Here is a 23,629-nt window from a genome sequence, read left to right as displayed (position 1 = left end):
CGCTACAGGTACGCCCCGCCGAGCAAGCCCGCGACGCTGCCTGCGGCAAGCCACCACAAGGGATGCACGCGCGTGCGGATCGCAAGCACGGCCACGGCTGCGGTGATGCCGGCGAGCGGCCATGAGGTTGCCGACGCTTCGGCGATCAGCGCCGCACTCGCGGTGACGAGCCCCGCCGTCATCGGCACCAGGCCGGCCTGCACGAGCCGACGCCACGGTCGATCCTTGAAACGCTCCCACAAGTGCAGCACCCCGACCGTGATGAGCGAGGACGGCCCGAACTTCGCGAGCGACGTGACGAGCATGCCTTGCCAGCCGGCCACGTGCCAGCCGACGAGCGTCACGATCATGAGGTTCGGACCGGGCGCTGCCTGTCCTAGCGCGAACAGGGCGCTGAATTCTTCCGAGGTCATCCAGTGGTGCAGATCGACGACCTGGCGCTCCATTTCCGGCAGGATCGTGTTGCCGCCGCCGAAGGCCAGCACCGATAACTGCGAGAAGATGAGCGCGAGCGAGACGAGTGTGCCGGTCATGGCGACACCCGCGACGTGGCATACAGGGAGATTGGCGTGAGCACCCCCATGGTGAGCACGAGCGGCAGGCGCAGCACCGCGATGGCGATGAAGCATGCCGCCGCCACACACGCAAGCACGAGTGACTTGCGCAGCGGCCACGACACTTTCCACGCCATCTGGATCAACAGCCCGGCAGCGGCCGCCGCGAGCCCGGCGAAAAGATGCCGCACGTGCGGGTCATGCTGAAAATGCTGATAGATCGTGCCCAGCGCGATGACCACCGCCGACGGCACGGCGATCAGGCCGAGGATCGACGCGAGCGCGCCGCGCCACCCGTGAAACCGCATGCCGAGCGCGACCGACAGATTGATGATGTTGCCGCCGGGCAGGAATTGGCACAGCCCCAGCAAATCGGTGAATTCGGCGGACGTGATCCATCGATGCCTCTCGACGATCATGCGACGCGCCAACGGCAACGCCCCGCCGAACGCGGTCATGCCGAGGCTGAGAAAACCGAGGAACAGCGCGCGAATGCTTGGGATGTCGGCAACCGGCGGCGCCGGCGTCGTTGCGGGAGCGCCAGCGTCGGCAGGCGCGGAAGGGGCCGGAAGGCTCATGGCGGGTTCGTTCTGACATCTGGACTACGGTGGGGGCCGCCCGGCACGGGCCGCCACCGAAGGACGGAGACACCGATGCCGCGCGGAACCCCTGCAGAGTAGGCGGATTGCGCTATATTGTCCAATATATGGAAGTGACTTGAATCATATCGGATCAATATGGCAAATATCGACGTACGCCTGTTGCGGTACTTCATTGCGGTGGCCGAAACGGGACACATGACGCGCGCGGCCGAGCGTCTGGGCATCGGGCAACCGCCGCTCTCGCAACAGATACGGGTACTGGAAACCCAGTTGGGCGTGACGCTCTTCGAGCGCCTGCCGCGCGGCATGGCGCTGACCGACGCCGGTCAGGCATTTCTCGGCGACGCCTACGAGGTCGTGCGCAAACTCGATCAGGCGGTCGACGACGTACGCCGTGTCGCGGCGGGCATCAAGGGCCGACTGTCGGTAGGCCTGACCAGTTCGGCGGCATTGCACCCGTTCGTGCCGACGGTGATTCGGACCTTCCGCAGCGATGCGCCCGCCGTCTCGCTGATGCTTGACGAGAGCAGTACGAGCGAGTTGCTCGACGGCCTGCGCGACGGGCACCTGGATGTCGCGTTCGTGCGTCAGCCGCAGGGGGATACCGCGCAGATCGTCTTCGTGCCGGTGCTTGAAGAACCGATGGTGCTTGCGGTGCCGTCGGCGCATCCACTCGCCCGGACCGGGCGCGCGGGCAAGGCGGCCGTGCCGATGACGGCCATTGCCACGCAGAAGCTGATTCTTTATCGACGCCGCACGGGGCAGGGGTTGTACGACACCATCATCGCGGCGTGCCACGGCGCGGGCTTCAGCCCGAATATCGAGCAGGAAGCGCCGCGTCTGCTCACCACGCTGTCGCTCGTCGCGGCGGGACTGGGCGTGTCGGTCGTGCCCGCGTCGCTCATGCGCATGCAGGTGGAAGGTATCGTCTATCGGCCGCTTGCGCCCGCGCCGCGCGCGCCGTTGTTTTGTGCCCATCGCGAAGGCGTGCTCGCCGGCCCTGCGGCCCGGCTGCTCGATCATGTGCGCGCGGCCGCGCCGTCGATGGCGGCCGGGTGACGACGGATGCCGGGGGGGGGCGTGTCGGCGGCGACGCGCGCTCAGGCTGTCGTGCCGCCCTTTTGCGTGAGTAACGCCTCGATGTGTCCATGCAAGCCCGCGTCGCTCCATTCCAGCTCGCCCATGCGCCAGAAGCGCGCGTTGCCTGCGCGATCGACGAGATAAGTGGCGGGCAGGCCGAGCGATCCGAAACGCTTGTAGACGGCACCGTCGACATCGAGCAGCACGGTGCCGTCGATGGGAAGTCTGTCGACGAACGATTTGACTGTCGCCAGCGGTTCCTTGTAGTTGACGGCGACCAGCGCGAGACCCCGCTGGCGGTATTGGCGCGCCACCTCGCCCATCGCCGGAATCTCTTCGCGGCAGGGGCCGCACCACGTGGCCCAGAAGTTGAGGATGACCACGCGCCCGCGCCATTCGGACAACGCGTGGGGGCGGCCGTCGAGGCCGTCGAGCGTGAAGGCGGGCGTGGCCCCGCGCCACGTCGAGAGTGTGCCGCCAGACGTGCCCGCGAGCGCGCTGTCATCGACTTCCGCCGCCCCGTCGACCGGCCCGGCGGCCAACGCCTGCGCGCTGGCGCCCCCGAGCGCACCGGCCGTGCCGAGGGCGCCGAGGGCATGAAGAAAATGACGGCGATGCATGGCGGTGCGCTTCAGGCGGTGATTTCGCGAGCGTCCATGCGGTAGCGGAACGTGTCCGGATCAAGGCTGTCGAGCCGGGCGTGCGCTACCTCGCCGTTCGGATACATGAGGAACGGCACCGTGTTCGGGCGTGCGTCCTGTGCCCCCGGAGCGCCCGGCAGAGTAATGTCGGCGCCGTGATTGAACGCGACCCAGTTCATTTCCCACTGGCCGAAGAGCATCGCGCGGGCGGCACGCACGCGCACGTCGTCGAGCCGCAGACCACCGGGGACTTCTTCAAGCGCGACCTTGCGTACGTCCGCCGGGTCGACCGGCACCCATCCGTAGCCGGCCGCGTAGAACTCGGCACGGCAATGCTGGGCCCGCGTGACGTCCCCCGCCTTGCCCAGGCTGTTGAAGCCGCGGCGCGACGTCGCGACCCGAACGCCATACGCATCGCGCGCGGGAATCCCGACCGAGCGTGCGAGCGCGGTGAAGAGCGCGTTGATGTCGGCGCATTTGCCCGCGAGGTCGCCGGTGGTGAGCATGTAGCGCACGTCGCCCGTGCCGCAACCGCGCACGGAACCTTCGCGCCGGCAATTCTCCACGATCCATTGGTAGATGGCACGCGCCTTTGCCACGTCGCCCGTCTTGCCGCGCGTGATCTTCTCGGCTGTCTCGCGCACGAGGCCGTCGGTCGGCTGAAGCGCCGTCGGCTGAAGGTACTGGCGCAACGCGGCCGGCGATTCGCGCGGCGCGTTGGCCGAAGGCGGTTGCGACAAGTCGACGACCCGGTCGCGCGTGGTAAAGGTATTGACCATTGTCACAGTGCGAGTGTCGCGGGCCGCTCCCTCGGGCCATGCCACCGCCAGCATCGGCACGCCGATGCCAGAGGCGCCATGCACCATGCGCAAAGCGGCACTCGCACCCGGGGCCTCCCAGTGCGTGCCGAGCGCATGCTGGTAGCCGCCGGACGGCGAAATCGCAACCGGCAGCCAGACATTGGCCGGGCCTCGCCCGGCGGCCAGGTCGACTCGCGTTGTCAGCTCGAACGTGCGCCAGCCGTCGGCCGAGCCGTGCGACATGGTATCGATCGGCGCGGCCTGCGCGGCGGCGGGAACGAGCGAAGTGGACAGCAGGGAAGCGGGCAGGGCGCAGGCGCCCAGCGAGAGGAAGCGGCGGCGTTGCATGGTGGGGTCCCCTTAAGCGTCAGCGCTCATGGCGCATGGTGGTTAGGGTGTTGCGATACTGCGGCAATGGCGTCCCCCCGATGCCGGGACGCGGTAAATCGGTCGCCTTGCGCCGTCGACCGCCATTTCGAGACAATTCGACGCGCAAAAGCTGCTTCATAATACGTCGACTTTTGGCAAACTGTCGTTATTCCGGGCGCGGCGGGTGCGAATATCTCGCCGGCGACGCGCCGATCGGGGCGCTCGCCTGCCTTGTGACGGCTTCCCGGCCACTCGCAACGAACACCAACGACCATGACCGCAATCGATGCAACCCAAGCGGGCGCCGCACTGGCCGCACCGCGTTTGACTTCGCTCTCGCACGGTGGCGGCTGCGGCTGCAAGATCGCACCGGGTGTGCTGTCCGAACTGCTCGCGCGCAACGATACGCCGCTACCGGCCCCGGCCGCGCTGCTCGTGGGCACGGAAACCTCCGACGACGCCGCGGTCTACCAGCTCAACGACGAGCAGGCCATCATCGCGACGACGGACTTTTTCATGCCGATCGTCGACGACCCGTTCGACTTTGGCCGCATCGCCGCGACCAACGCCCTGTCCGACATCTATGCGATGGGCGGCAAGCCGATCTTTGCGCTGGCCATCGTCGGCATGCCGATCAACGTGCTGCCGCACGAGACGATCCGCGCGATCCTGCGCGGCGGCGAATCGATCTGTACCGAGGCGGGCATTCCGATTGCGGGCGGGCACAGCATCGATTCGGTCGAGCCGATCTACGGACTCGCCGCGCTCGGGGTGGTGCATCCCAAGCGCCTGAAGCGCAACGCCGATGCGCAGGCGGGCGATGTGCTCGTCCTCGGCAAGCCGCTCGGCGTGGGCGTGATGTCGGCGGCGCTCAAGAAGAATCAGTTGGACGAGGCGGGCTATCGCCGCATGATCGACGCCACGACGCGCCTGAACCGCGTCGGCCCGGCGCTCGCGGCGTTGCCCGGCGTGCACGCGCTCACGGATGTCACGGGCTTCGGTCTGCTCGGCCACACGCTCGAAATGTGCCGCGGTGCGCATCTGGCGGCGTATCTGCGCATGTCCGACGTGCCGCTGTTCGACGGCGTGCGCGAATTGGCCGACCAGGGATGCATCACCGGCGCGTCCGGCCGGAACTGGGCGTCCTACGGCGCGTCGGTCGAGTTGGGGGAGCGGTTGACGACGCGTGATCGCGATCTGTTGTGCGATCCGCAGACGGCAGGCGGGCTGCTGGTGTCGTGCGCGCCCGGCGCGGTCGACGACGTGCTCGCGGTGTTCCGCGCCGACGGCTTCGACGCCGCCGGCATCATTGGCGCCATGCGTCCGGGCACGCCCGGTGTGCGGGTGATCTGACGGATCTCGTTGCCACGGGCGGCCCCCTCGGCGGGAGCACGCCCGCCACGTCAGGCGGCCTGGCGGTTCGCCGAAGGGTGATGACGGCCAATGAACGCGACGATGGCCTCGCCCAGTGGCACGGGCGCATCGCGATGCGGTGAATGTCCACACGCCGGCAGTTTCACCACTGTCGCATGCGCCACATGCGCGGCAATGCTGTCCATCTGTGCCATCGTGCCGTACTCGTCGTCCTCGCCCTGGATCGCGAGCAGCGGCTTCGAGATGCTGGCCACCGCGCCCACCAGGTTCCACTCGCGAAACGCGGGGTCCAGCCAGATATCGTTCCAACCCCAGAACGCGGAATCGACATCGTCGTGATAGCGGCCGAGCTTGGTGCGCAGATCCGTCGTCTCGTACACCGTTTTCGTTTTCGCGATGCTTTGCACCGACAGATCCTCGACAAACAGGTGCGGCGCGAGCACCACCGCGCCAGCGAGCCGGTCGGGGAACGCCGCGCTGAACAGCAGCGAGATCGAGCCGCCGTCGCTATGGCCGACGAGCCACACACGCTCGGCCTGCTCGGGGCCAATGCCTACCGCATCGAGAAACGCGGGCAACACTTCGCGCGCCTGACGGTGCATGAAGTCGACCGGCCACTTCTCGCCATGCGGGCGCGGCGTGGAGCGGCCATAGCCGTTGCGCGAATACACGAGGCCGCGAAATCCGCCTGCGTCGCACAACTGCTGCGGCCAGTCTTTCCACATGGCGACAGAGCCCAGCCCCTCATGCAGGAAGACCAGCAGCGGGGCATCGGCAAGCTCGGGGTTGAGCCATCGGTATTCCAGCGAGAGCGGGCCGTGCGAGGCCGTCTCGATCCGGGCGAACTGTACGTCCGACATCGTCTTGTCATCTCCTAAAGCAACTCGCGCAGCTTGAAGCGCTGCACCTTGCCCGTCGCCGTCTTCGGCAGATCGTCGACGAAAACCAACTCGCGAGGGTATTTGTGCGGGGCGAGGCGCGCCTTGACGAACGCCTTCAGTTCGGTGGCCATCTCGTCGGTCGCGGCAACGCCTGGCTTGAGCACGACAAAGGCTTGCGTCTTGGTCAGGCCATTGTCGTCGCGTCCGACGACGCCCGCCTCGAGCACCGCGTCGTGCTGCATCAGCACCATCTCGACTTCGATGGGCGAGACGTACTGGCCGCTGACCTTGAGCATGTCGTCACTGCGTCCCGCGTAGACGTAATGCCCATCGGGGAGGCGCTGGTACTTGTCGCCGCTCTTGAGCCACTGGCCGAGGAACGTCGCGCGCGATTTCTCGCGATTGCACCAATACATGAGCGCCGCACTCGGCCCCTTGATATACAGATCGCCGATCTCGCCGTCGGGTACGGGATGGCCGTCTTCGTCGCGCAACTCGACGGCGTAGCCCGGTACCGGTTTGCCCGTGGTCCCGTAGGCGACCTGACCGGCACGATTCGACAGGAAGATGTGCAGCATCTCGGTCGAGCCGATGCCGTCGAGAATCTCCGCACCGAAATGCGCCGTGAACCGCTCGCCGATTTCGCGCGGCAGCGCCTCGCCCGCCGACGTGCACAGGCGCAACGCCACATCGTCACGGGCAGGCAGGTGTGGTGAGGCGAGCAGATTGGCGTAGAGCGTCGGCACGCCATAAAAGATCGTCGGGCGATGTTCGCGAAGCCGTTTTGCCACGGCTTGCGCCGTCGGGCGCTCGGCCATCAGCACGACGGTCGCACCGACCGAGAGCGGGAACGTCAACGCATTGCCCAACCCGTAGGCGAAGAAGAGCTTCGCGGCGGAAAAGGCGATGTCGTCCTCGCGAATGCCGAGCACGTGGCGGCCGTACGTCTCGGCCGTCCAGTAGAGGTTGGCGTGCGTGTGCACCGTGCCCTTGGGCTTGCCGGTCGAGCCCGACGAGTACAGCCAGAACGCGATGTCATCGCCGTCGGTGGCGGCGGGCAGTGCGCTCGGGGGGCCGTCGACGAGGGCGTCGAAGGTTGGCAGGGCGCTGGCGGCGCCTGCCTCGGTCGCAATCGGTTGCGAGACGACGCACGGCGGTGGCGTGGCCCCCTCGGCCACCTTGTCGAGCGCGGCCTGCACGGTCGGCATGAGCGCGCCGGACGCGATCACGAGCTGCGCCTTGCTGTGCAAGATCATGTACGCGTAGTCGTCGGCCGTGAGCAACGTGTTGACGACGACAGGCACCACGCCGGCGTACAAGGCGCCGAGGAAGGCGACCGGCAGGTCGACGGTGTCGAGCATGATGAGCAGGATGCGCTCTTCACGATGGATGCCCGCGCGCGTGAGCCCGGTCGCGAAACGTCGGCTTTGCTCGGCCAGTTCGCCATAGGTGAGGGTGCGCGTGTCGTCGAGATAGGCCGTCTTGGCAGCACGAGCGCGGTTGAGCGCCTCCAGATGCGCGGCGAAGTTGAAGCTCGCCGGCGGTGGGGTGAGTACGGCTTCCATGTTGTCTCCGGTGGATCACCGCGCGACGCACACGTGAGACGGGTGGACGCGCGGCGTGAGGACTTGCCGGCGCTCTGGCGGCGCCTGGATGAATCACCTTGACTGCGACGGCTTGCGGCGACGCATGACGAATAGGTTACGCCTTCGGGAGTTCGGCGGCATCTTGCGTGATCGCTTCGATCAGCGCGGCGGGGCCTTGCACGGCCGAGCGCACGTGATAGAAGCGCAACGCGCGCAGGCCGCCGAGTTCCTCGCCGCCGCCGGCGCGGCCCGGGCCGCCATGCAGCGATTGCGGCATGACGTTGCCGTGCCCCGTCTGTGTCTTCGCGACCGACGGATCGACCGCGTGCACGCGACCGTGCGCGTCGGCCAACGCGAGGGCGGGCGCGCGCATGGCAACGGCGTCGTTGCTGTACAGCGAGACGACGAGCGAGCCCTGCCCACGCTTGGCCAGTGCGAGCGCTTCATCGAGATCGCGATAGCCGACGAGCGTCGCTACGGGGCCGAAGACTTCGGTGTCGTGCACCCGTTGCCCGCGCGCGCCATCGCGCAGGCCGAGCAGCACGGGAGCCACGCAAGCACTGTCGGCACCGGCGTCGACGAAGGTGGTCTTGCGATCGCCGTCGAGGTTCCCGTCGTAGAGGGTTTCGGCTTCCGCCTGCAAATGGGCGATGCCGTCGAGCACGGCACGTTGTTGCGCCAGACTCACGAGCGAGCCCATCGTCACGGTCTCATTGCGCGGATTGCCGACGACCGTCTTGGCCAGGCGCCCGGCAATGGCCGACGCCACCGCGTCGAAGTGCTCGACGGGGATCATCGCGCGACGAATGGCCGTGCACTTCTGGCCCGCCTTGACGGTCATCTCGCGTGCCACCTCGCGCACGAACTGATCGAACGCGGTAGTGCCGGGGGCGGCGTCGGGCAGCAGGACGGCACTGTTCAGGCTGTCGGCCTCCACGTTGATGCGCGCTGAGCGTTCGGTGAACGCCGGATGCGCGCGCAGCGTGGCGGCAGTGTCCGCCGAGCCGGTGAAGGAGACCACGTCGAACGGCCCGATCCGGTCGAGCAGACCGGCGGCGCTGCCGCAGATCACCGACAGGCTGCCCGGCGGCAGAAGGCCTGCGGCGACGACATCGGCCACCATGCGCTGCGTGAGCCATGCGGTCGAGGTCGCAGGCTTGACGATCACTGGCACGCCCGCGAGCAACGCGCCGGCCGCCTTCTCCCATAATCCCCAGGCGGGGAAGTTGAATGCGTTGATGAACAGCGCCACGCCGGGTGTCGGCCGGAACACGTGACGCACGGCGAACGACCCATCCTTGGCCAGCGGCATGGCGACGCCGTCGAGCAGCGTATGCGTGTCGCCCAGCGTCGCGCCGAGCTTGGCATATGTCGATAGCGTGTAGATCGCTCCGTCGATGTCGACCGCGGAGTCGGTGGCGACCGTGCCCGAGTTGGCCGTGGCGATCGCGTAGTAGTCGTCGCGGTTCGCCTGCAGGGTGGTGACGATCTGCGAGAGTCGCTTGGCGCGTTCACCGTACGACAAGGCGCGCAGCGCCGGTCCGGCGACGTCTCGCGCGAAGGTGAACGCGGCGTCGAGATCCAGGCCGGCGCTCGACACGAAGGCGAGTGTCTCGCCCGTCACGGGATCGGTGAGTGCGGTGGGCGCGCCGCCGCCGGCCACCCATTGGCCAGCGACGTAATTTTCCAGCAAGGCAGGGGAACGCATGAGCATGAACCGAGGGATATCAGGGAGGGGGCGCCGGATCAGGCGCTGCGCGTGAATTCGATGGCGCCGTCGGGCAACAGGTACAGCACGAGGGCGCGCCCGCTGGCAACTGTCGGCCGATGCGCCGTGCCGGGACCGTAGACGCACCAGCCCGCCGGATGTCCGTCGAACGTTGCGCCGGGGGTGAGCGGCATGATCAGATCGATTTCACCGTTGGGATGCGTATGGTGTGGCCCAGCCAGATCGGCCATGTCCACCACGTCGACGGAAAAGCCATGCGTATCGGGGGTGGGCTTGATGACGCGTCCGTAACGGATGCCACCGCCTTCGCGGTTGCACAGCCAGCCTTCGGCAACGCCGGTGCGGCAAGCGTCGGCAAGCGCTTCGTAACCCGGCGAGCCGGCGCCGTAATGCGCGTTGAGCCAGTCGGCAAGGGGGGCGTCGAGGGCGCGGCCATCGAGTTGGCGTGTCAGGTCGGCAATCAGCGCCTGGAATTGGGGCACATCCATCCATGTCTCCTGGGGACGTCGCAGTGGCGACTCCGGTCGCGGCGGCAGCACGAAGGCCCGGGGAAGTCCGGACGGGCATTGCCTGGGCAATGGGCTGTCGATCGCGCACCACGGTTGGCGCACTGTCTGTTGATATGACGCCGATCAACGGCACGACTCGGAATTTCCGGTCCGCGTTTGCTTTTTTATCGGCGCATGGTGAAAATTAGAGCATGCAATTTTGGCTGTCAAGCAATATATTACATGTTACCTGTTTTGAGGATCTCATCAGATGAATAAGAGTGCGCAAGCCGATGGGGTGCCAACGGCGCGAGGCGCCAGTGAGAAAGACCCTTTCCTGGTCGCGCTGGGCGAGCGCGTGCGCACGCTGCGCGCCCGGCGCGGCCTGACGCGCAAGGCGCTGGCGCTGGATGCCGGTGTCTCCGAGCGCCACGTGGCCAATCTGGAGTCGGGCGTCGGTAACGCGTCTGTGCTGTTCCTGCGTCAGCTCGCACAGGCACTAAATTGCACTTTGGCAGAAATCGTGGGTGACGAGACGACATCGTCGGCCGAGTGGTTGCTCATTCGTGAAATCCTGCATGGCCGTGACGGCGAGGCGCTCACGCGCGCGCGTCAGGCGCTCAGCGAGTTGTTTGCCGGTAGCGAGCGCGACCCGGACCGGCGCGGCCGTATCGCGCTGATCGGGCTGCGTGGCGCGGGCAAGTCGACGCTGGGCCGCATGCTCGCCGACGACTTGCACGTGCCGTTCGTCGAACTCAATCGCGTGATCGAGCAGCTAGCCGGCTGTCCGCCGTCGGAGATCTATTCGCTGTATGGCGCCAGCGCTTACCGCCGCTATGAATTGCGTGCGCTCGAAGCCGTCGTGGCCGAGCACCCGCGCGCCGTGATCGCCTCGCCGGGCGGTATCGTGAGCGACGCCGCGACGTTCAACTTCCTGCTCACCCACTGCTATACGGTGTGGCTGCAGGCCGCGCCCGAAGAGCACATGAAGCGGGTGGTGGCGCAGGGTGATTTGCGTCCGATGTCGGGCAACGCGGAAGCGATGGACGACCTGAAGCGCATCCTGGTCGGCCGGCAGGACTTCTATGCCAAGGCGGATATGAGCTTCGACACCAGTGGGCGCGTGCTGGCCGATGCCTATCTACAATTGCGTGGACGTCTCGCCGTGCAATTGTCGTCAGATTGACCGTCATGGGAATGCAAAATAATTCATTTTTATATGGAAAATTAGTTGACGCTGTCTTTGTGCTGCACTATATTGCAATCCAACAAGATCATTATTCGTGTTGGAGGCAATCATGTTCGGCAAACCCCGCGTCGACTATCGTACGGATCCCACGCAGTACAAGCACTGGAAGTTGAGCTTCGAAGGCTCGGTGGCGACGCTCGCGATCGATATTTCGGAAGACGGTGGCATTCGCGAAGGCTACAAGCTCAAGCTCAATTCGTACGATCTCGGGGTGGACATCGAACTGCACGATGCCGTTCAGCGCATCCGCTTCGAGCACCCGGAAGTCAAGACGGTGGTCGTCACCAGCGCCAAGGATCGCGTGTTCTGCTCGGGCGCGAACATCTTCATGCTCGGTCTGTCCACGCATGCGTGGAAGGTCAACTTCTGCAAGTTCACCAATGAAACGCGTAACGGTCTGGAGGATGCCAGCCGTCATTCCGGCCTGAAGTTCCTCGCCGCCGTGAACGGCGCGTGCGCAGGCGGCGGCTATGAGCTCGCGCTGGCCTGCGACGAGATTTATCTGGTCGACGACCGCTCGTCGTCGGTCGCGCTGCCGGAAGTCCCGCTGCTGGGCGTGCTGCCGGGCACCGGCGGCCTCACCCGGCTGACCGACAAGCGTCACGTGCGCAACGACCGCGCCGACATCTTCTGCACCATCGTCGAGGGCATTCGTGGCGAGCGCGCCAAGCAATGGCGCCTGGTCGACGAGGTGGTCAAGCCCGCACAATTTGCACAAACGGTGTCGGCTCGCGCGCTGGCGCTGGCGCAAGGCAGCAACCGCCCAGGCGGCAAGGGCGTGACGCTCACGCGCATTGAGCGCACCGACGAGCCGGACGCCATCCGTTACGAATTCGTCGATGTGGAAATTGACCGCGCCAACCGGACTGCCAGCCTCACCGTGAAGGCGCCGACGTCCGAGCCGCCCGCGGACATCGCCGGTATCGAGGCCGCAGGCGTGAACTGGTGGCCGCTGAAAATGGCGCGCGAACTCGACGACGCCATCCTCAATCTGCGCACGAACGAACTTGATATCGGCACGTGGCTGCTGCGCACCGAGGGCGAAGCGAAACATGTGCTGGCCGCCGATGCGTCGCTGCTGGCGCATCAGGATCATTGGTTCGTCCGCGAGACCATCGGCATGTTGCGCCGTACGTTTGCGCGTATCGACGTGTCGTCACGTTCGCTCTTCGCCCTGATCGAACCGGATTCGTGTTTCGCCGGCACGCTGGCCGAATTCGCCTTCGCGGCCGACCGCACGTACATGGCGTCGCTGCCCGCCAGCGAGGAAGACGAACCCGCGATCACGCTCACCGACGTCAATTTCGGCCTGTTGCCGATGGTCACCGATCAATCGCGACTGGCACGGCGGTTTTACGAAGATGCGGCGGAACTCGACGCCGCGCGCGCCACCATCGGCCGCCAGGTGCGCCCCGATGAGGCGGAGCGTCTCGGACTGGTCACCGCCGCTGTCGACGACCTCGACTGGCCGGACGAAATCCGTATCGCGATCGAGGAGCGTGCGGCCATGTCGCCCGACGCGCTCACCGGCATGGAAGCGAACCTGCGCTTCAACGGGAAGGAGACGATGAATACCCGCATCTTCGGCCGTCTGTCGGCGTGGCAGAACTGGATCTTCATCCGTCCGAACGCCGTGGGCGAGAAGGGCGCGCTCAAGGTCTACGGCAAGGGCAACAAGGCGCAGTTCGACCTGAACCGCGTCTGACGAATGAGCGGTGCCGCGCCTGGCGACGAACGCCGGGCGGCGGCACCTGACGAGACGTTTTATACAGAATACGTACGAGACACGAGGATTCCCACGATGGCTTCGATCAACTACAGCGAGAAGATCCCTAACAACGTCAACCTGTCGGACGACCGCACACTACAACGTGCGCTGGAACAGTGGCAGCCGAACTTCCTGTCCTGGTGGGGCGACATGGGCCCGGAAGGCTCGCACGGCTTCGACGTCTATCTGCGCACGGCGGTCAGCGTGGATCCGAGCGGCTGGGCGCACTTCGATCACGTGAAGATGCCGGACTATCGCTGGGGCATCTTCCTCACGCCGGGTGACGCCGATCGCAAGATCCACTTCGGCGAGCACAAGGGCGAAGCCGCGTGGCAGGACGTGCCGGGCGAGCACCGCGCGAACCTGCGCCGCATCATCGTCACGCAAGGTGACACGGAACCCGCCTCGGTCGAGCAACAGCGTCACCTCGGACTGACGGCGCCGTCGATGTACGATTTGCGCAACCTGTTCCAAGTGAACGTGGAAGAAGGCCGCCACTTGTGGGCGATGGTCTACCTGCTGCATCGCTACTTCGGCCGCGATGGCCGCGAAGAAGCCGAAGCGCTGCTCGGCCGCCGCTCGGGCGACGAAGACAATCCGCGCATTCTCGGCGCGTTCAACGAAAAGACGCCGGACTGGCTGGCGTTCTACATGTTCACGTATTTCACCGATCGCGATGGCAAGTTCCAGCTCTCGGCACTGGCCGAGTCGGGCTTCGATCCGCTCGCGCGGACCACGAAGTTCATGCTGACTGAAGAGGCGCACCACATGTTCGTGGGCGAATCGGGCGTCTCGCGCGTGATCGCTCGCACGGCGCAGGTGATGAACGAGCTGAAGACCGACGATGTCGCCAAGCTGCGCGCCGCCGGCGTGATCGACCTGCCGACGATCCAGCGCTACGTCAACTTCCACTATTCCGTGACGATCGACCTGTTCGGTGCCGATCAGTCGTCGAACGCGGCCATCTTCTACAGCTCGGGCCTGAAGGGCCGCTATGAAGAGGGCAAGCGCGACGACGACCATCAACTCAACGGCCAGATGTACCGGCTGCTGGACGTGGACAACGGCCGGCTCGTCGAGCGCGAAGTGCCGATGCTCAACGCGATGAACGAAGTGCTGCGCGACGACTACATCAAGGACTCGGTCGCGGGCGTGAATCGCTGGAACAAGGTGCTGGAGAAGGCCGGGATCGACTTCCGCCTGACCGTGCCGCACAAGGCGTTCAATCGCCAGATCGGCACGTTCGCGGGGGTGCGCGTGTCGCCGGACGGCCGTGTGGTGAGCGAGGCCGAATGGGCCGCGCACGAGCGCGAATGGCTGCCGTCGGCGGAGGATCGCGCGTATGTGGCGTCGCTCATGGGCCGCGTGACCGAGCCGGGCAAGTTCGCCAACTGGATCGCGCCGCCCCCGCTCGGCATCAACCGTCAGCCGATCGACTTCGAGTACGTGCGTTTCAACTAAGGCCAGCGAGAGCCCAGGCGCGAGCCATCCCACAAGGAGACAGCATCATGAACGGCCCCGTTCCGGTCGAAGTCCTGAAGCAGCATCTGATCGATCCGGAGATCTGCATTCGCTGCAACACCTGCGAGGAGACGTGTCCGATCGACGCGATTACGCACGACGAGAACAACTACGTGGTGCGCGCGGACACGTGCAATGGGTGCATGGCGTGTATCTCGCCGTGCCCGACGGGGGCCATCGATAACTGGCGCGACGTGCTCAAGGCCGACGCGTACGCTGTCGAGGACCAACTCACGTGGGACGAGTTGCCCGTGCAGGAAGATGCGCTTGCCGGTCAGGGCACGATTGGCGAGGCGGCACCGGGCACACCTGGTGGTGCGTCGTCCGACACACCCGAGCCCGTCATCGCCGGCTCGGACTTCGTGCGTGGCTCGGTGGTGCCGCCGTGGTCCGCCGCGAAGCCCTACGTGAATCTGTACAACCACAAGGCGCCGGTACAGGCCACCGTGGTCGGCAACTATCGCCTGACCGATGCGAGCACCGAGAGCGACATCCATCACATCGTGCTCGACTTCGGCAAGCAGCCGTTCCCTGTGCTCGAAGGACAGTCGATCGGCATCATCGCGCCGGGCACCACGAGCGACGGCCGGGCGCATCATGCGCGCCAGTACTCGATTGCCTCGCCGCGCGACGGCGAGCGCCCCGGCTACAACAACCTGGCGCTCACGGTCAAACGCGTGACGAAGGATCACCATGACCAGGCGGTCGGCGGGGTGTGCTCGAACTACCTGTGCGATTTGAAGAAGGGCGACGTGGTGAACGTGATGGGCCCGTTCGGCAGCACGTTCCTGATGCCGAACCATGCGGATTCGCATCTGCTGATGATCTGCACCGGCACCGGGGCGGCCCCGATGCGGGCGATGACGGAGTATCGCCGCCGTCGCCGACTCAAGGGGGCGACCGGCAAGCTCATGCTGTTCTTTGGTGCGCGCACGCAGGGTGAACTGCCGTACTTCGGCCCCTTGCTCAACTTGCCGAAAGACTTCATCGACACGAATCTCGCCTTTTCCCGCACGCCGGGGCAGCCCAAGCGCTACGTGCAGGACGCCATGCGCGAGCGCGCGGCTGATGTGGCGGCGCTGCTGCGTCACGACCACACCTACATTTACGTGTGCGGGCTCAAGGGCATGGAAGACGGCGTGTTGCAAGCGCTGCAGACGATTGCGGGCGATGCCGGGCTCGACTGGCAGGCCCTCTGGCAACAGATGAAGTCGGAAGGACGCCTGCATCTCGAAACCTATTGACGACAAAGGATATCGGCGCGCGCCGTCCCGGACTGACGGTGTGGCGCGCGCCTCGGCTTGACCGACGGCGTTTTGCGCCGGCTTGACACCGCGTGCTTCGGCACGCGGTTTTTTTTCGTCTGTCGTTCATTTGTCGAGCGAGACGGGGCGTCGACCGCTGTCCCGGCGACGTCATCGGAATTGAGTAACATGGAGGGGCGGTTTCCCTTCCATCTTTTCTCTGAACGGAGAGTCACATGGGCAAGAAGCGGATTCTGGTACTGGCAGGCGACTATGTCGAAGACTACGAGTTGATGGTGCCCGTACAGGCACTCATGGCGGTGGGGCACCGGGTGGAGGTCGTCTGCCCCGGCAAGAAGGCGGGCGACAAGGTGCGCACTGCGATTCACGACTTCGAAGGCGATCAGACGTACAGCGAGAAGCGCGGTCACGACTTCACGCTCAATGCGACGTTCGACGGGCTTTCCCCCGCCGACTTCGACGCGCTGGTGATTCCCGGCGGCCGCGCGCCGGAGTATCTGCGCCTGAACGACGAGGTCATCGCGATCGTCAGACATTTTGCCGAGAGCGACAAGCCGATAGCGGCGATCTGTCACGGTGCGCAGTTGCTGGCGGCGGCCGACGTCATCGAAGGGCGGGAGTGTTCGGCGTATCCGGCCTGCGCGCCGGAGGTGCGGCTGGCTGGCGGGACGTACGTGGAGATCGGGATCGACGAGGCGCATACCGATGGAAACCTGGTGAGCGCCCCTGCCTGGCCTGCGCATCCGGCGTGGATCGCGCAGTTCCTCGCCGTGCTGGGAACGAAGATCGAGCTTTGACGTCCGGTTGCGCCGACCATCTGGCGGTCGGCGCAAAGGCATTATCGGGGGCATGTCAGGTACGTGTCCGGGTGCAATGCCGGGCGTGTGCCGGGCGTGTGCCGGGCGTGCGCGATGGCGTGTAGCGCGTCGTGGAAGCGTGCGCGGGCGTGTCGACGTGCGCATCGCGTGCGACGCGCGACGGATTTGTCCGAACTTGCCTCGTTTTCGAAAGCTTGACGTCCGGCGGCGCAGCAACATCGGCCGATCTCAACCGGGTCGGTCGGCAGGCGCTGCGCGCGCCGGAGCCCGCCATACGACGAAGGAGAGTCGTGATGGACGTCAACGCTTATCCCATCGGGGGCCATGCCGTCAGTTCCCCTGCCAACGCCACGGCCGCTCGGCCGAAACGGGCCGACGTGTTGCCGGAGGCCGATGCTTTCGGAACGTTCGGGGCGGTCACCGGACACGACGGTAGCGGGGCGCCGCTGCCTCCCATCGGGCCATGCGATTTCTCTGCCGCGCGGCGCGTACATGACGCGCTCCCAGCCGGTGACTCCGGCGTGGCCGTTCGACTGTCGTTCGACGCGGATGCGCAGGCGCCGCAGTACGTGGTGACGGCGTTCCCGAGCGCTGCGCATGCCACGCGGACGTGGCTGGCCTCGCGTCTGTTCGGCGCGTTGGGCCTGGCGACACCGACGGCAATGCTGGTTCGGGGATGCTCGTTGGCGTTCGACGGCACCCGGGCGCCCGACAGGATCTACCTGGCGACGACGTACCTCCCGATGTACCGGCCCCTCGGCCAATGGCTGGAGGGGGAAGCCGCGCGGCGCGCGATCGAGGGGGCCGACGGTGCGCAACTCTCGCTGCGTGCGCACGACGCTCAGGGCGATGCGTCCTCGCGTGCCCGCGACGGCGCCCGCGAGGCAGGGCGGCAAATGGCACGCGTGCTTGTGCGGTCCGGCGGTTCACCGACCGGCGCGCTCGCGGGGGACGCGGCACAGACCTACGCCGACGCCGCACGCAAACGTAACGAGATGCGCGGCGTGCTCTGCGGTTGTCTCCCCGACGTCTATCAATGTGCATTGGCGCGTCAGTATGTCGCGGCGCTGTGGCTGGGCAACCGGGATCTTTGCAACGACGTCATGGAAAACGTCGGTGTCTGGCGCGACAAGAACGACTTGCCCTATATGATGACGGTCGATTTCCGAGCCTGCCTCGATTCGGGTTTTCAGGGCACGCTTTCCGATATGACACCGTTTCGTTGCGGCGAACCCTTCACGGCGTTCATCCGGCGGCTGACCGGGTTGTCGCAAACCGTCGACAGCAAGACCGTGCTCGACGAACTGAAGAACCCGACCGGTGCGCGGGCGCTGGCGGCCGAGATGGCCTTCCGTCTCGGGCGAATCTCGGCGCATCACGTCGTGCCTTGGATAGACGCGGAACATGAGGTCGTCTGCGCGACATCTCGCGTTGCCGGTGCGACCTCGGTGGCCGAAGACCTGGGCGAATTCGTGAACCGCCTGCTGGCGCGGCGCGATTCTCTCGTGACACGACTGGGCGGTGCATGGGCCGCCCAGGCGTGGGCGCAGTTGTATCCCATGCGCGCCCGCGCCATCGAGACCCATCAGGCGCCTTTTCTGGGGCCGGTCGGCGCCGCTCGCGATCGCTCGTGAGTGCGTCGGTTCGGCCCGTTCGACTGCCTGCCCGGCGGCCCCGGTGTGTTGCACCAATTTGGTGCATTTGGGTTAATTGAGGCGCGTCGCCGCGGGTTGCCTAACATCGCAAGCTCGCATAAACTATCGACGCCACAAACCCCGCGTGACTGGCGATTAGGGTGCACAGCCTTGTGTGCCCGAGGTGGAGCAACCCACCGGGAAGCGCCGGGGTCTTATTTGCCGTTCGCCTGGGCAGCCGTGATGGTTGGTGCTGCCCTGTCTATCGTCTTCCGAAGCACAAAGGAAGATGCGCTGCGCCATCCCCTCCCGGAAAACCTGTTCAATTCAACGGAAACGCCATGTTCGACAAATCGAAATCCACCGTTGCCTCCGTCGATCCCGACGTCTGGGCCGCGATTCAGAAAGAAAACCAGCGTCAGGAAGACCACATCGAGCTGATCGCATCGGAAAACTACACCAGCCCGGCCGTGATGGAAGCGCAGGGCTCGCAACTGACCAACAAGTATGCGGAAGGGTATCCGGGCAAGCGTTACTACGGTGGTTGCGAGTATGTCGACATCGTGGAACAACTGGCCATTGACCGTGTGAAGGCGCTGTTCGGCGCGGAAGCCGCGAACGTGCAGCCGAACTCGGGCTCGCAGGCTAACCAGGGCGTGTACTTCGCCATGCTCAAGCCGGGCGACACGATCATGGGCATGAGCCTGGCGCACGGGGGCCACCTCACGCACGGCTCGCCGGTCAACATGTCGGGCAAGTGGTTCAACGTGGTGAGCTACGGCCTGAACGAGAAGGAAGACATCGACTACGACGCTGCCGAGAAGCTCGCGCAGCAACACAAGCCGAAGTTGATCGTGGCGGGCGCCTCGGCCTTCGCCTTGAAGATCGACTTCGAGCGTATGTCGCAGATCGCCAAGTCGGTCGGCGCGTACTTCATGGTCGACATGGCGCACTATGCCGGTCTGATCGCCGCCGGTGTGTACCCGAACCCGGTGCCGCACGCCGACTTCGTGACCACGACCACGCACAAGAGCCTGCGCGGCCCGCGCGGCGGCGTGATCCTGATGAAGGCCGAGTTCGAGAAGCCGATCAACTCGGCCATCTTCCCGGGTATCCAGGGTGGCCCGCTCATGCACGTGATCGCCGGCAAGGCTGTCGCGTTCAAGGAAGCCGCATCGCCGGAATTCAAGGCGTATCAGGAACAAGTCGTGAAGAACGCCCGCGTGCTGGCCGAGACGCTGGTCAAGCGCGGCCTGCGCATCGTGTCGGGCAGGACCGAATCGCACGTGATGCTGGTTGACCTGCGTGCCAAGAACATCACTGGCAAGGCGGCGGAAGCTGCACTGGGCGAAGCGCACATTACCGTGAACAAGAACGCCATTCCGAACGATCCGGAAAAGCCGTTCGTGACGAGCGGTGTGCGTCTGGGCTCGCCGGCCATGACGACGCGCGGTTTCAAGGAAGCCGAGGCGGAACGCGTCGGCAACCTGATCGCCGACGTGCTGGAGAATCCGGAAGATGCCGAGAACCTGGCCCGTGTGCGTGCGCAAGTGGCCGAGTTGACCCAGCGTTTCCCGGTCTACGGCTAAGCCCCGGACGCCGCCCGCATGCGCTGCCCGTTCTGCCGTCACGATGACACGCAAGTCATCGACTCGCGTGAAGCGGAAGACGGCGCCGCCATCCGGCGGCGCCGGAAATGCCCGTCGTGCGACAAGCGTTTCACCACGTACGAGCGTGTCGAGCTGGCGATGCCGGCGGTCGTCAAGAAAGACGGCAGCCGCGCTGAGTACGACCGCGCGAAGGTGCGCGCCAGTATGCAATTGGCGATTCGCAAGCGCCCCGTGAGTGCCGAAGCAATGGATGCCGCGATTGCGCGCATCGAATACAAGCTGCTGGCCGGTGCGGAGCGCGAGGTGATGAGTCAGCGTATTGGCGAGTTGGTGATGCGCGAGTTGAAGCGGCTCGACAAGATTGCGTACATTCGCTTTGCGTCGGTGTACCGCAGCTTCGAGGACATTGCCGAGTTTCGCGATGTGCTCGAGGAAATCGACAGCACCGATGTCAAGCCCAGGCGTAAGCCGGTGGCCTGAGTCGACGGCGGTGCGAGAGCGCGTGTGAGCTTGCGCAGGCGACCGTAAGGCCCGTTTGCTGTAAAGAAGGACGGAAAACCCGTCGTGCCCGAAAGGGCACGGCGGGTTTTTTTATGGCGTTCCCGGTGCCTTAGGGAAGGGCGAAGCGCCTGGATGGGCGATAGCCCAAATGCGTTGTGGGCGCCGCTATTTGCGGTGGCCGGATGAAGTTTCTTCGCGCTAATTGCGTCACTAAATTCATGCTATTCGCGTTATTTTTAATATTAATTCCGATTGATTTGTGTGATTTTTCCTAAAAATTATAAAAAATGATTTGGATTAGGAAAAAATACTAATTCGATCGTCATTAAATGAAGATTTGATAGTTCGTCTCCTAGAATCGCTCCCTTTCGTTGACGACCGCTATGCCGCTATCGAATAGACCGTGGCCGACGTCGTCGATTCTTTTGAAAGAAACCAAGGGAGCATCAGATGCCAGGAAAGCCCCAAAGGGTTGGCGCGTTGCGTCAGACGACGATTCATATGGCGGTGGCGGCGATGGTGGCGGCCACGGCGTTTCCCACTGTCGCCGCGGCGCAAGTCGAGACGGCTGATGCCATCGTGCAGCGGAGTAAGGCGCATATTGCAAACGCGTTGGCGTCTCAAATCAAAAAGATTGCGCTTGCGAATGAAGAGAAGATCGATGAGTACAATCGAGCAACAATGTGGCGCGCTACCGCCGAAAAAATTCAGGGGATTCTGGAGATTGATGTCCTGGAAATGCAAAATCGACAGCTTGAGGAAATTGTGTCGATAGCCGACAACATGCTCGAATTGGCCGAAATTGGAAAAGACGGAAAGCCTCTGGCTTATATCGATTTCACGAGCGTCGAGGATCTCAAGAAAATCAAGGAAAGTGCGAACTCGGTTGTCGCTGCGAGCGACGAGGCGCGAGCCGAGGAAATTGGCAAGTTCTCGGCATTCTTGTCTCGTGATACCCGGATCAACGCGATCAAGGCCGATTCGCTTGCGCTTTCGGAGAAGATGGGACGTGTCAAAGAGACGCTGGAGGCGCTGAATAATGCTAATGGTCAGCCCTTGCACGAACTCATTAACCGGTTCGAGTTGAAGGCCGAGATGGAGAGCGGAAACGCCAAGGAAATCGGTTCGTGGGCCGTCGATAACTTGAGCGGTACTTTTTCCGACCTCCAGAAGGAGAACCGCGGCGACCTTATCAATGAGAAAACCATTCTCGAGCTTACGCAGCGTTCTGGGGAAGCCTCGAACCCGTTCATAGGGTTGGCGCATCCGCGGCGAAACGTCGGTACGTTACGCCTCTCAGGAGAAGCGGATCACCGCTTGGACGTCAAGGACGGTCAACTGAACATCTTCCAGGGCATCGAGGGCTCCGGAAAACTGGATATCGCTGTCGACGCAAACGGGGCGCTGGTATTTGAGAAAGGGGGGGGCGGGATCCGAAACGACGCTGGCAACGTGTCCATCATGGTCGGGGTTGACGCCAGGACGCCAGGCGCGAGTGGTCTCGTTGCGTTCGAAGCGGGCACGAGTTCAGGCAATGCCTGGCTTTTCGCTCATCAGAGTGGCCGCGTGGCGTTTAAGGAAGGTTCCGACGCCGGTGCCAGCACGATCTCGATCTTGAAAGGTGGCGCCGTCGATTTCCGGGCGGCGAGTGCCAAGCAATCGGCGATCATCAATTCAGGGAAGCTCGATTTCATTTCGTCATCCGCGGGCGATGCCAACATCGCCAACAACGTAGCCGGTGAGGTGCTTTTCTCGGAATCGTCACTGGAAAGGGCGCGCGTAGCGAATAGCGGTTATGTAGACCTGTGGGCAACGTCGGGCGGCGAGTCGAATATCGATAATTCGGTGAAAGGCACCATTGTCGCCAACGGCGCGTCTCTCGAAAAACTCAAGCTCGACAATGAGGGCGCAGTTTTTATCGCCAACGCATTCGGTGGAAATGCGCTCGTCAACAATCGCGCCTCGGGAGAGGTAACGTTTTTCGACACGACGCTTGAAAACATCCATTTGTCCAATGAGGGTTCGATCGGCCTGGCCGGCAAGACCACTGCGGACAACGCTATCGTCAAGATGAGCGGTGGCATGCTGGATGTCTCATACGTTGGGGACCTTGTCGACGATTCCTTCGCGGTAAAGACGGGCACCCACAAGGCCATCACGATTGGTTCACTTTCAGGCACGGGGAATGTCGTCACCGGGGCGACGGAGGTGACGTTGGGTTCGGCCAATCAGGACGACGCGTTCGGCGGCCGTTTCGTGAAAACGGTGGCTGGCATCGAACCTCGGGTCGAGGGTAAAGTGACGGCGGAGACGACTGAGTTGGCCGCACTGAGGACTCCGGCTGTCGCGCAGACGACCCAGGGCGTTCAACTGACCAAGATCGGCACCGGCAATCTCACGTTGTCCGGCGATCAAAGCGACATCGATCGTCTGAGCGTTCAAGGCGGCACGTTGACGGCGACCCATGCGAACGCCTTGGGCTCGGGCACCGTGAGCGTTGCCAGTGCGGGTACGGTTGCGCTGGGCGCAGACGTCAGCGGTGTGACCGACATCACGAATGCCGGGACGATTGAACTCGGTACGAACAAGCTGGCCGTGCGCAAGTACGCGTCGAGCGAGGGGGCGAAGCTGAACTCGCGTGTTGCGAAGCAAGGTGAAGACCTGGCGTTCGGCGCGATTCAAGTCTCGGAAAGCAGCGATTTCCGCGCGACCAAGATCAACGTCGCCGTGGATGACGGCATCGAAGTCACCGATCTGCTCAAGCAGCAAGTGACGGTCGTGGATGCGCCGGGCGACGCCGAAGTGCAGATCGGTGAAGTCGAATTCGGCAGCATCTCGACTGGCGATGGTACCGATGGCGGCACCGATGGCAATAGCGGCGGTCGAGTGACCATCACCGAAACCAGCGCAGTGAATTTCCTCGGGGCAGACGGCGGTTACAACGCCAACGAGCAAGCGGCGCTGGCCTCGGTCGACGGCGTGGCGTTGGGCGATCTGGCCTCGGGCAAGATCGGGGGCAGCGTGCTGTCGGCCATGGCGTTGCAAACGGCGGGTTCGGAAGAGCAACGTCGCTCGGCGCGTCTGCTCTCGGGTGAGTCGCTGGTGAACAACGCGACGACGGCGCAAGGGGCGGCCACGTCGTTCCAGCGCGGCATGCAA

Annotated in this window: 20 protein-coding genes and 1 riboswitch; of the genes, 11 read left to right on the top strand and 9 right to left on the bottom strand. The window is 64.7% G+C overall.

Going from position 1 to position 23,629, the window contains the following annotated elements:
* Positions 1-2: 2 nt before the first annotated feature.
* On the bottom strand, positions 3-533 hold the full coding sequence (locus PTE31013_RS18105) for a chromate transporter (RefSeq protein WP_150614173.1): 531 nt from the start codon (positions 531-533) through the stop codon (positions 3-5).
* Entirely contained in the window at positions 530-1,132 is a 603-nt protein-coding gene (locus tag PTE31013_RS18100) for a chromate transporter (protein ID WP_174978623.1), read from the bottom strand. The genes PTE31013_RS18105 and PTE31013_RS18100 overlap by 4 nt, the downstream gene beginning before the upstream one ends.
* Before the next feature lie 159 nt (positions 1,133-1,291).
* On the opposite strand from PTE31013_RS18100, the gene PTE31013_RS18095 reads away from it, so the two are divergent.
* A complete protein-coding gene (locus PTE31013_RS18095) occupies positions 1,292-2,215 on the top strand; it encodes a LysR family transcriptional regulator (RefSeq protein WP_150614172.1) in 924 nt (307 codons plus the stop codon).
* Positions 2,216-2,256: 41 nt separating this feature from the next.
* Here the strand turns inward: PTE31013_RS18095 and PTE31013_RS18090 are convergent, their stop codons facing one another.
* Both PTE31013_RS18090 and PTE31013_RS18085 read right to left on the bottom strand, forming a co-directional pair.
* Complete coding sequence (locus PTE31013_RS18090) at positions 2,257-2,856, bottom strand: TlpA family protein disulfide reductase (protein WP_150614171.1); 600 nt, start codon at positions 2,854-2,856, stop codon at positions 2,257-2,259.
* A gap of 11 nt (positions 2,857-2,867) precedes the next feature.
* Positions 2,868-4,025 (bottom strand): transglutaminase-like domain-containing protein, encoded by a 1,158-nt coding sequence (locus PTE31013_RS18085; protein ID WP_150614170.1) that lies wholly within the window; start codon positions 4,023-4,025, stop codon positions 2,868-2,870.
* Between the two features lie 294 nt (positions 4,026-4,319).
* Here PTE31013_RS18085 and selD point away from each other — a divergent pair, with 294 nt between their 5' ends.
* A complete protein-coding gene (selD, locus tag PTE31013_RS18080; protein WP_150614169.1) occupies positions 4,320-5,399 on the top strand; it encodes a selenide, water dikinase SelD in 1,080 nt (359 codons plus the stop codon).
* 50 nt (positions 5,400-5,449) lie between these two features.
* Here selD and PTE31013_RS18075 read toward each other — a convergent pair whose 3' ends face one another.
* The 4 genes from PTE31013_RS18075 to PTE31013_RS18060 all read right to left on the bottom strand — a co-directional run bounded on the left by PTE31013_RS18075 (position 5,450) and on the right by PTE31013_RS18060 (position 10,104).
* A complete protein-coding gene (locus PTE31013_RS18075) occupies positions 5,450-6,280 on the bottom strand; it encodes an alpha/beta fold hydrolase (RefSeq protein ID WP_150614168.1) in 831 nt (276 codons plus the stop codon).
* A gap of 14 nt (positions 6,281-6,294) precedes the next feature.
* A complete protein-coding gene (locus tag PTE31013_RS18070; protein ID WP_150614167.1) occupies positions 6,295-7,866 on the bottom strand; it encodes a benzoate-CoA ligase family protein in 1,572 nt (523 codons plus the stop codon).
* Positions 7,867-8,002: 136 nt separating this feature from the next.
* Positions 8,003-9,601, bottom strand: a complete 1,599-nt coding sequence (locus PTE31013_RS18065) for a 3,4-dehydroadipyl-CoA semialdehyde dehydrogenase (protein ID WP_150614166.1) — start codon at positions 9,599-9,601, stop codon at positions 8,003-8,005.
* Between the two features lie 32 nt (positions 9,602-9,633).
* Entirely contained in the window at positions 9,634-10,104 is a 471-nt protein-coding gene (locus tag PTE31013_RS18060; protein ID WP_150614165.1) for a DUF4863 family protein, read from the bottom strand.
* Positions 10,105-10,375: 271 nt separating this feature from the next.
* Between PTE31013_RS18060 and PTE31013_RS18055 the strand changes: the two genes are divergently transcribed.
* The 8 genes from PTE31013_RS18055 to nrdR all read left to right on the top strand — a co-directional run bounded on the left by PTE31013_RS18055 (position 10,376) and on the right by nrdR (position 20,449).
* Positions 10,376-11,290, top strand: a complete 915-nt coding sequence (locus tag PTE31013_RS18055) for a helix-turn-helix transcriptional regulator (protein ID WP_150614164.1) — start codon at positions 10,376-10,378, stop codon at positions 11,288-11,290.
* 112 nt (positions 11,291-11,402) lie between these two features.
* Positions 11,403-13,058, top strand: coding sequence for a 2,3-epoxybenzoyl-CoA dihydrolase (gene boxC, locus PTE31013_RS18050; RefSeq protein WP_150614163.1), 1,656 nt, complete (start codon positions 11,403-11,405; stop codon positions 13,056-13,058).
* 96 nt (positions 13,059-13,154) lie between these two features.
* Positions 13,155-14,582, top strand: coding sequence for a benzoyl-CoA 2,3-epoxidase subunit BoxB (gene boxB, locus PTE31013_RS18045; RefSeq protein ID WP_150614162.1), 1,428 nt, complete (start codon positions 13,155-13,157; stop codon positions 14,580-14,582).
* 47 nt (positions 14,583-14,629) lie between these two features.
* On the top strand, positions 14,630-15,886 hold the full coding sequence (gene boxA / locus PTE31013_RS18040; RefSeq protein ID WP_150614161.1) for a benzoyl-CoA 2,3-epoxidase subunit BoxA: 1,257 nt from the start codon (positions 14,630-14,632) through the stop codon (positions 15,884-15,886).
* A gap of 236 nt (positions 15,887-16,122) precedes the next feature.
* On the top strand, positions 16,123-16,704 hold the full coding sequence (locus PTE31013_RS18035; RefSeq protein ID WP_150614160.1) for a DJ-1/PfpI family protein: 582 nt from the start codon (positions 16,123-16,125) through the stop codon (positions 16,702-16,704).
* A gap of 314 nt (positions 16,705-17,018) precedes the next feature.
* Positions 17,019-18,359, top strand: coding sequence for a hypothetical protein (locus PTE31013_RS18030; RefSeq protein WP_150614159.1), 1,341 nt, complete (start codon positions 17,019-17,021; stop codon positions 18,357-18,359).
* Between the two features lie 135 nt (positions 18,360-18,494).
* Positions 18,495-18,602: riboswitch (ZMP/ZTP riboswitch) on the top strand.
* A gap of 98 nt (positions 18,603-18,700) precedes the next feature.
* On the top strand, positions 18,701-19,948 hold the full coding sequence (glyA, locus tag PTE31013_RS18025; protein ID WP_150614158.1) for a serine hydroxymethyltransferase: 1,248 nt from the start codon (positions 18,701-18,703) through the stop codon (positions 19,946-19,948).
* An 18-nt stretch (positions 19,949-19,966) separates the two neighbouring features.
* Positions 19,967-20,449, top strand: coding sequence for a transcriptional regulator NrdR (gene nrdR / locus PTE31013_RS18020; RefSeq protein WP_150614157.1), 483 nt, complete (start codon positions 19,967-19,969; stop codon positions 20,447-20,449).
* Positions 20,450-20,851: 402 nt separating this feature from the next.
* Here the strand turns inward: nrdR and PTE31013_RS18015 are convergent, their stop codons facing one another.
* Entirely contained in the window at positions 20,852-21,736 is an 885-nt protein-coding gene (locus tag PTE31013_RS18015) for a hypothetical protein (protein WP_150614156.1), read from the bottom strand.
* Positions 21,737-21,787: 51 nt separating this feature from the next.
* Here PTE31013_RS18015 and PTE31013_RS18010 point away from each other — a divergent pair.
* A partial coding sequence (locus PTE31013_RS18010) for a hypothetical protein (protein ID WP_150614155.1) occupies positions 21,788-23,629 on the top strand: 1,842 nt, incomplete at its 3' end.

This window comes from Pandoraea terrigena, assembly GCF_902459705.1.
GTDB classification, from domain to species: Bacteria; Pseudomonadota; Gammaproteobacteria; order Burkholderiales; family Burkholderiaceae; genus Pandoraea; species Pandoraea terrigena.
Note: the sequence above shows the minus strand (reverse complement) of the source record. Positions and strands in the feature narration are given on the sequence as shown.

Coding starts and splice junctions, on each gene's coding strand:
- PTE31013_RS18105 (WP_150614173.1), bottom strand. CDS start 533: ATGACCGGCACACTCGTCTCGCTCGCGCTCATCTTCTCGCAGTTATCG.
- PTE31013_RS18100 (WP_174978623.1), bottom strand. CDS start 1,132: ATGAGCCTTCCGGCCCCTTCCGCGCCTGCCGACGCTGGCGCTCCCGCA.
- PTE31013_RS18095 (WP_150614172.1), top strand. CDS start 1,292: ATGGCAAATATCGACGTACGCCTGTTGCGGTACTTCATTGCGGTGGCC.
- PTE31013_RS18090 (WP_150614171.1), bottom strand. CDS start 2,856: ATGCATCGCCGTCATTTTCTTCATGCCCTCGGCGCCCTCGGCACGGCC.
- PTE31013_RS18085 (WP_150614170.1), bottom strand. CDS start 4,025: ATGCAACGCCGCCGCTTCCTCTCGCTGGGCGCCTGCGCCCTGCCCGCT.
- selD (WP_150614169.1), top strand. CDS start 4,320: ATGACCGCAATCGATGCAACCCAAGCGGGCGCCGCACTGGCCGCACCG.
- PTE31013_RS18075 (WP_150614168.1), bottom strand. CDS start 6,280: ATGTCGGACGTACAGTTCGCCCGGATCGAGACGGCCTCGCACGGCCCG.
- PTE31013_RS18070 (WP_150614167.1), bottom strand. CDS start 7,866: ATGGAAGCCGTACTCACCCCACCGCCGGCGAGCTTCAACTTCGCCGCG.
- PTE31013_RS18065 (WP_150614166.1), bottom strand. CDS start 9,601: ATGCTCATGCGTTCCCCTGCCTTGCTGGAAAATTACGTCGCTGGCCAA.
- PTE31013_RS18060 (WP_150614165.1), bottom strand. CDS start 10,104: ATGGATGTGCCCCAATTCCAGGCGCTGATTGCCGACCTGACACGCCAA.
- PTE31013_RS18055 (WP_150614164.1), top strand. CDS start 10,376: ATGAATAAGAGTGCGCAAGCCGATGGGGTGCCAACGGCGCGAGGCGCC.
- boxC (WP_150614163.1), top strand. CDS start 11,403: ATGTTCGGCAAACCCCGCGTCGACTATCGTACGGATCCCACGCAGTAC.
- boxB (WP_150614162.1), top strand. CDS start 13,155: ATGGCTTCGATCAACTACAGCGAGAAGATCCCTAACAACGTCAACCTG.
- boxA (WP_150614161.1), top strand. CDS start 14,630: ATGAACGGCCCCGTTCCGGTCGAAGTCCTGAAGCAGCATCTGATCGAT.
- PTE31013_RS18035 (WP_150614160.1), top strand. CDS start 16,123: ATGGGCAAGAAGCGGATTCTGGTACTGGCAGGCGACTATGTCGAAGAC.
- PTE31013_RS18030 (WP_150614159.1), top strand. CDS start 17,019: ATGGACGTCAACGCTTATCCCATCGGGGGCCATGCCGTCAGTTCCCCT.
- glyA (WP_150614158.1), top strand. CDS start 18,701: ATGTTCGACAAATCGAAATCCACCGTTGCCTCCGTCGATCCCGACGTC.
- nrdR (WP_150614157.1), top strand. CDS start 19,967: ATGCGCTGCCCGTTCTGCCGTCACGATGACACGCAAGTCATCGACTCG.
- PTE31013_RS18015 (WP_150614156.1), bottom strand. CDS start 21,736: ATGCGCCAACCCTATGAACGGGTTCGAGGCTTCCCCAGAACGCTGCGT.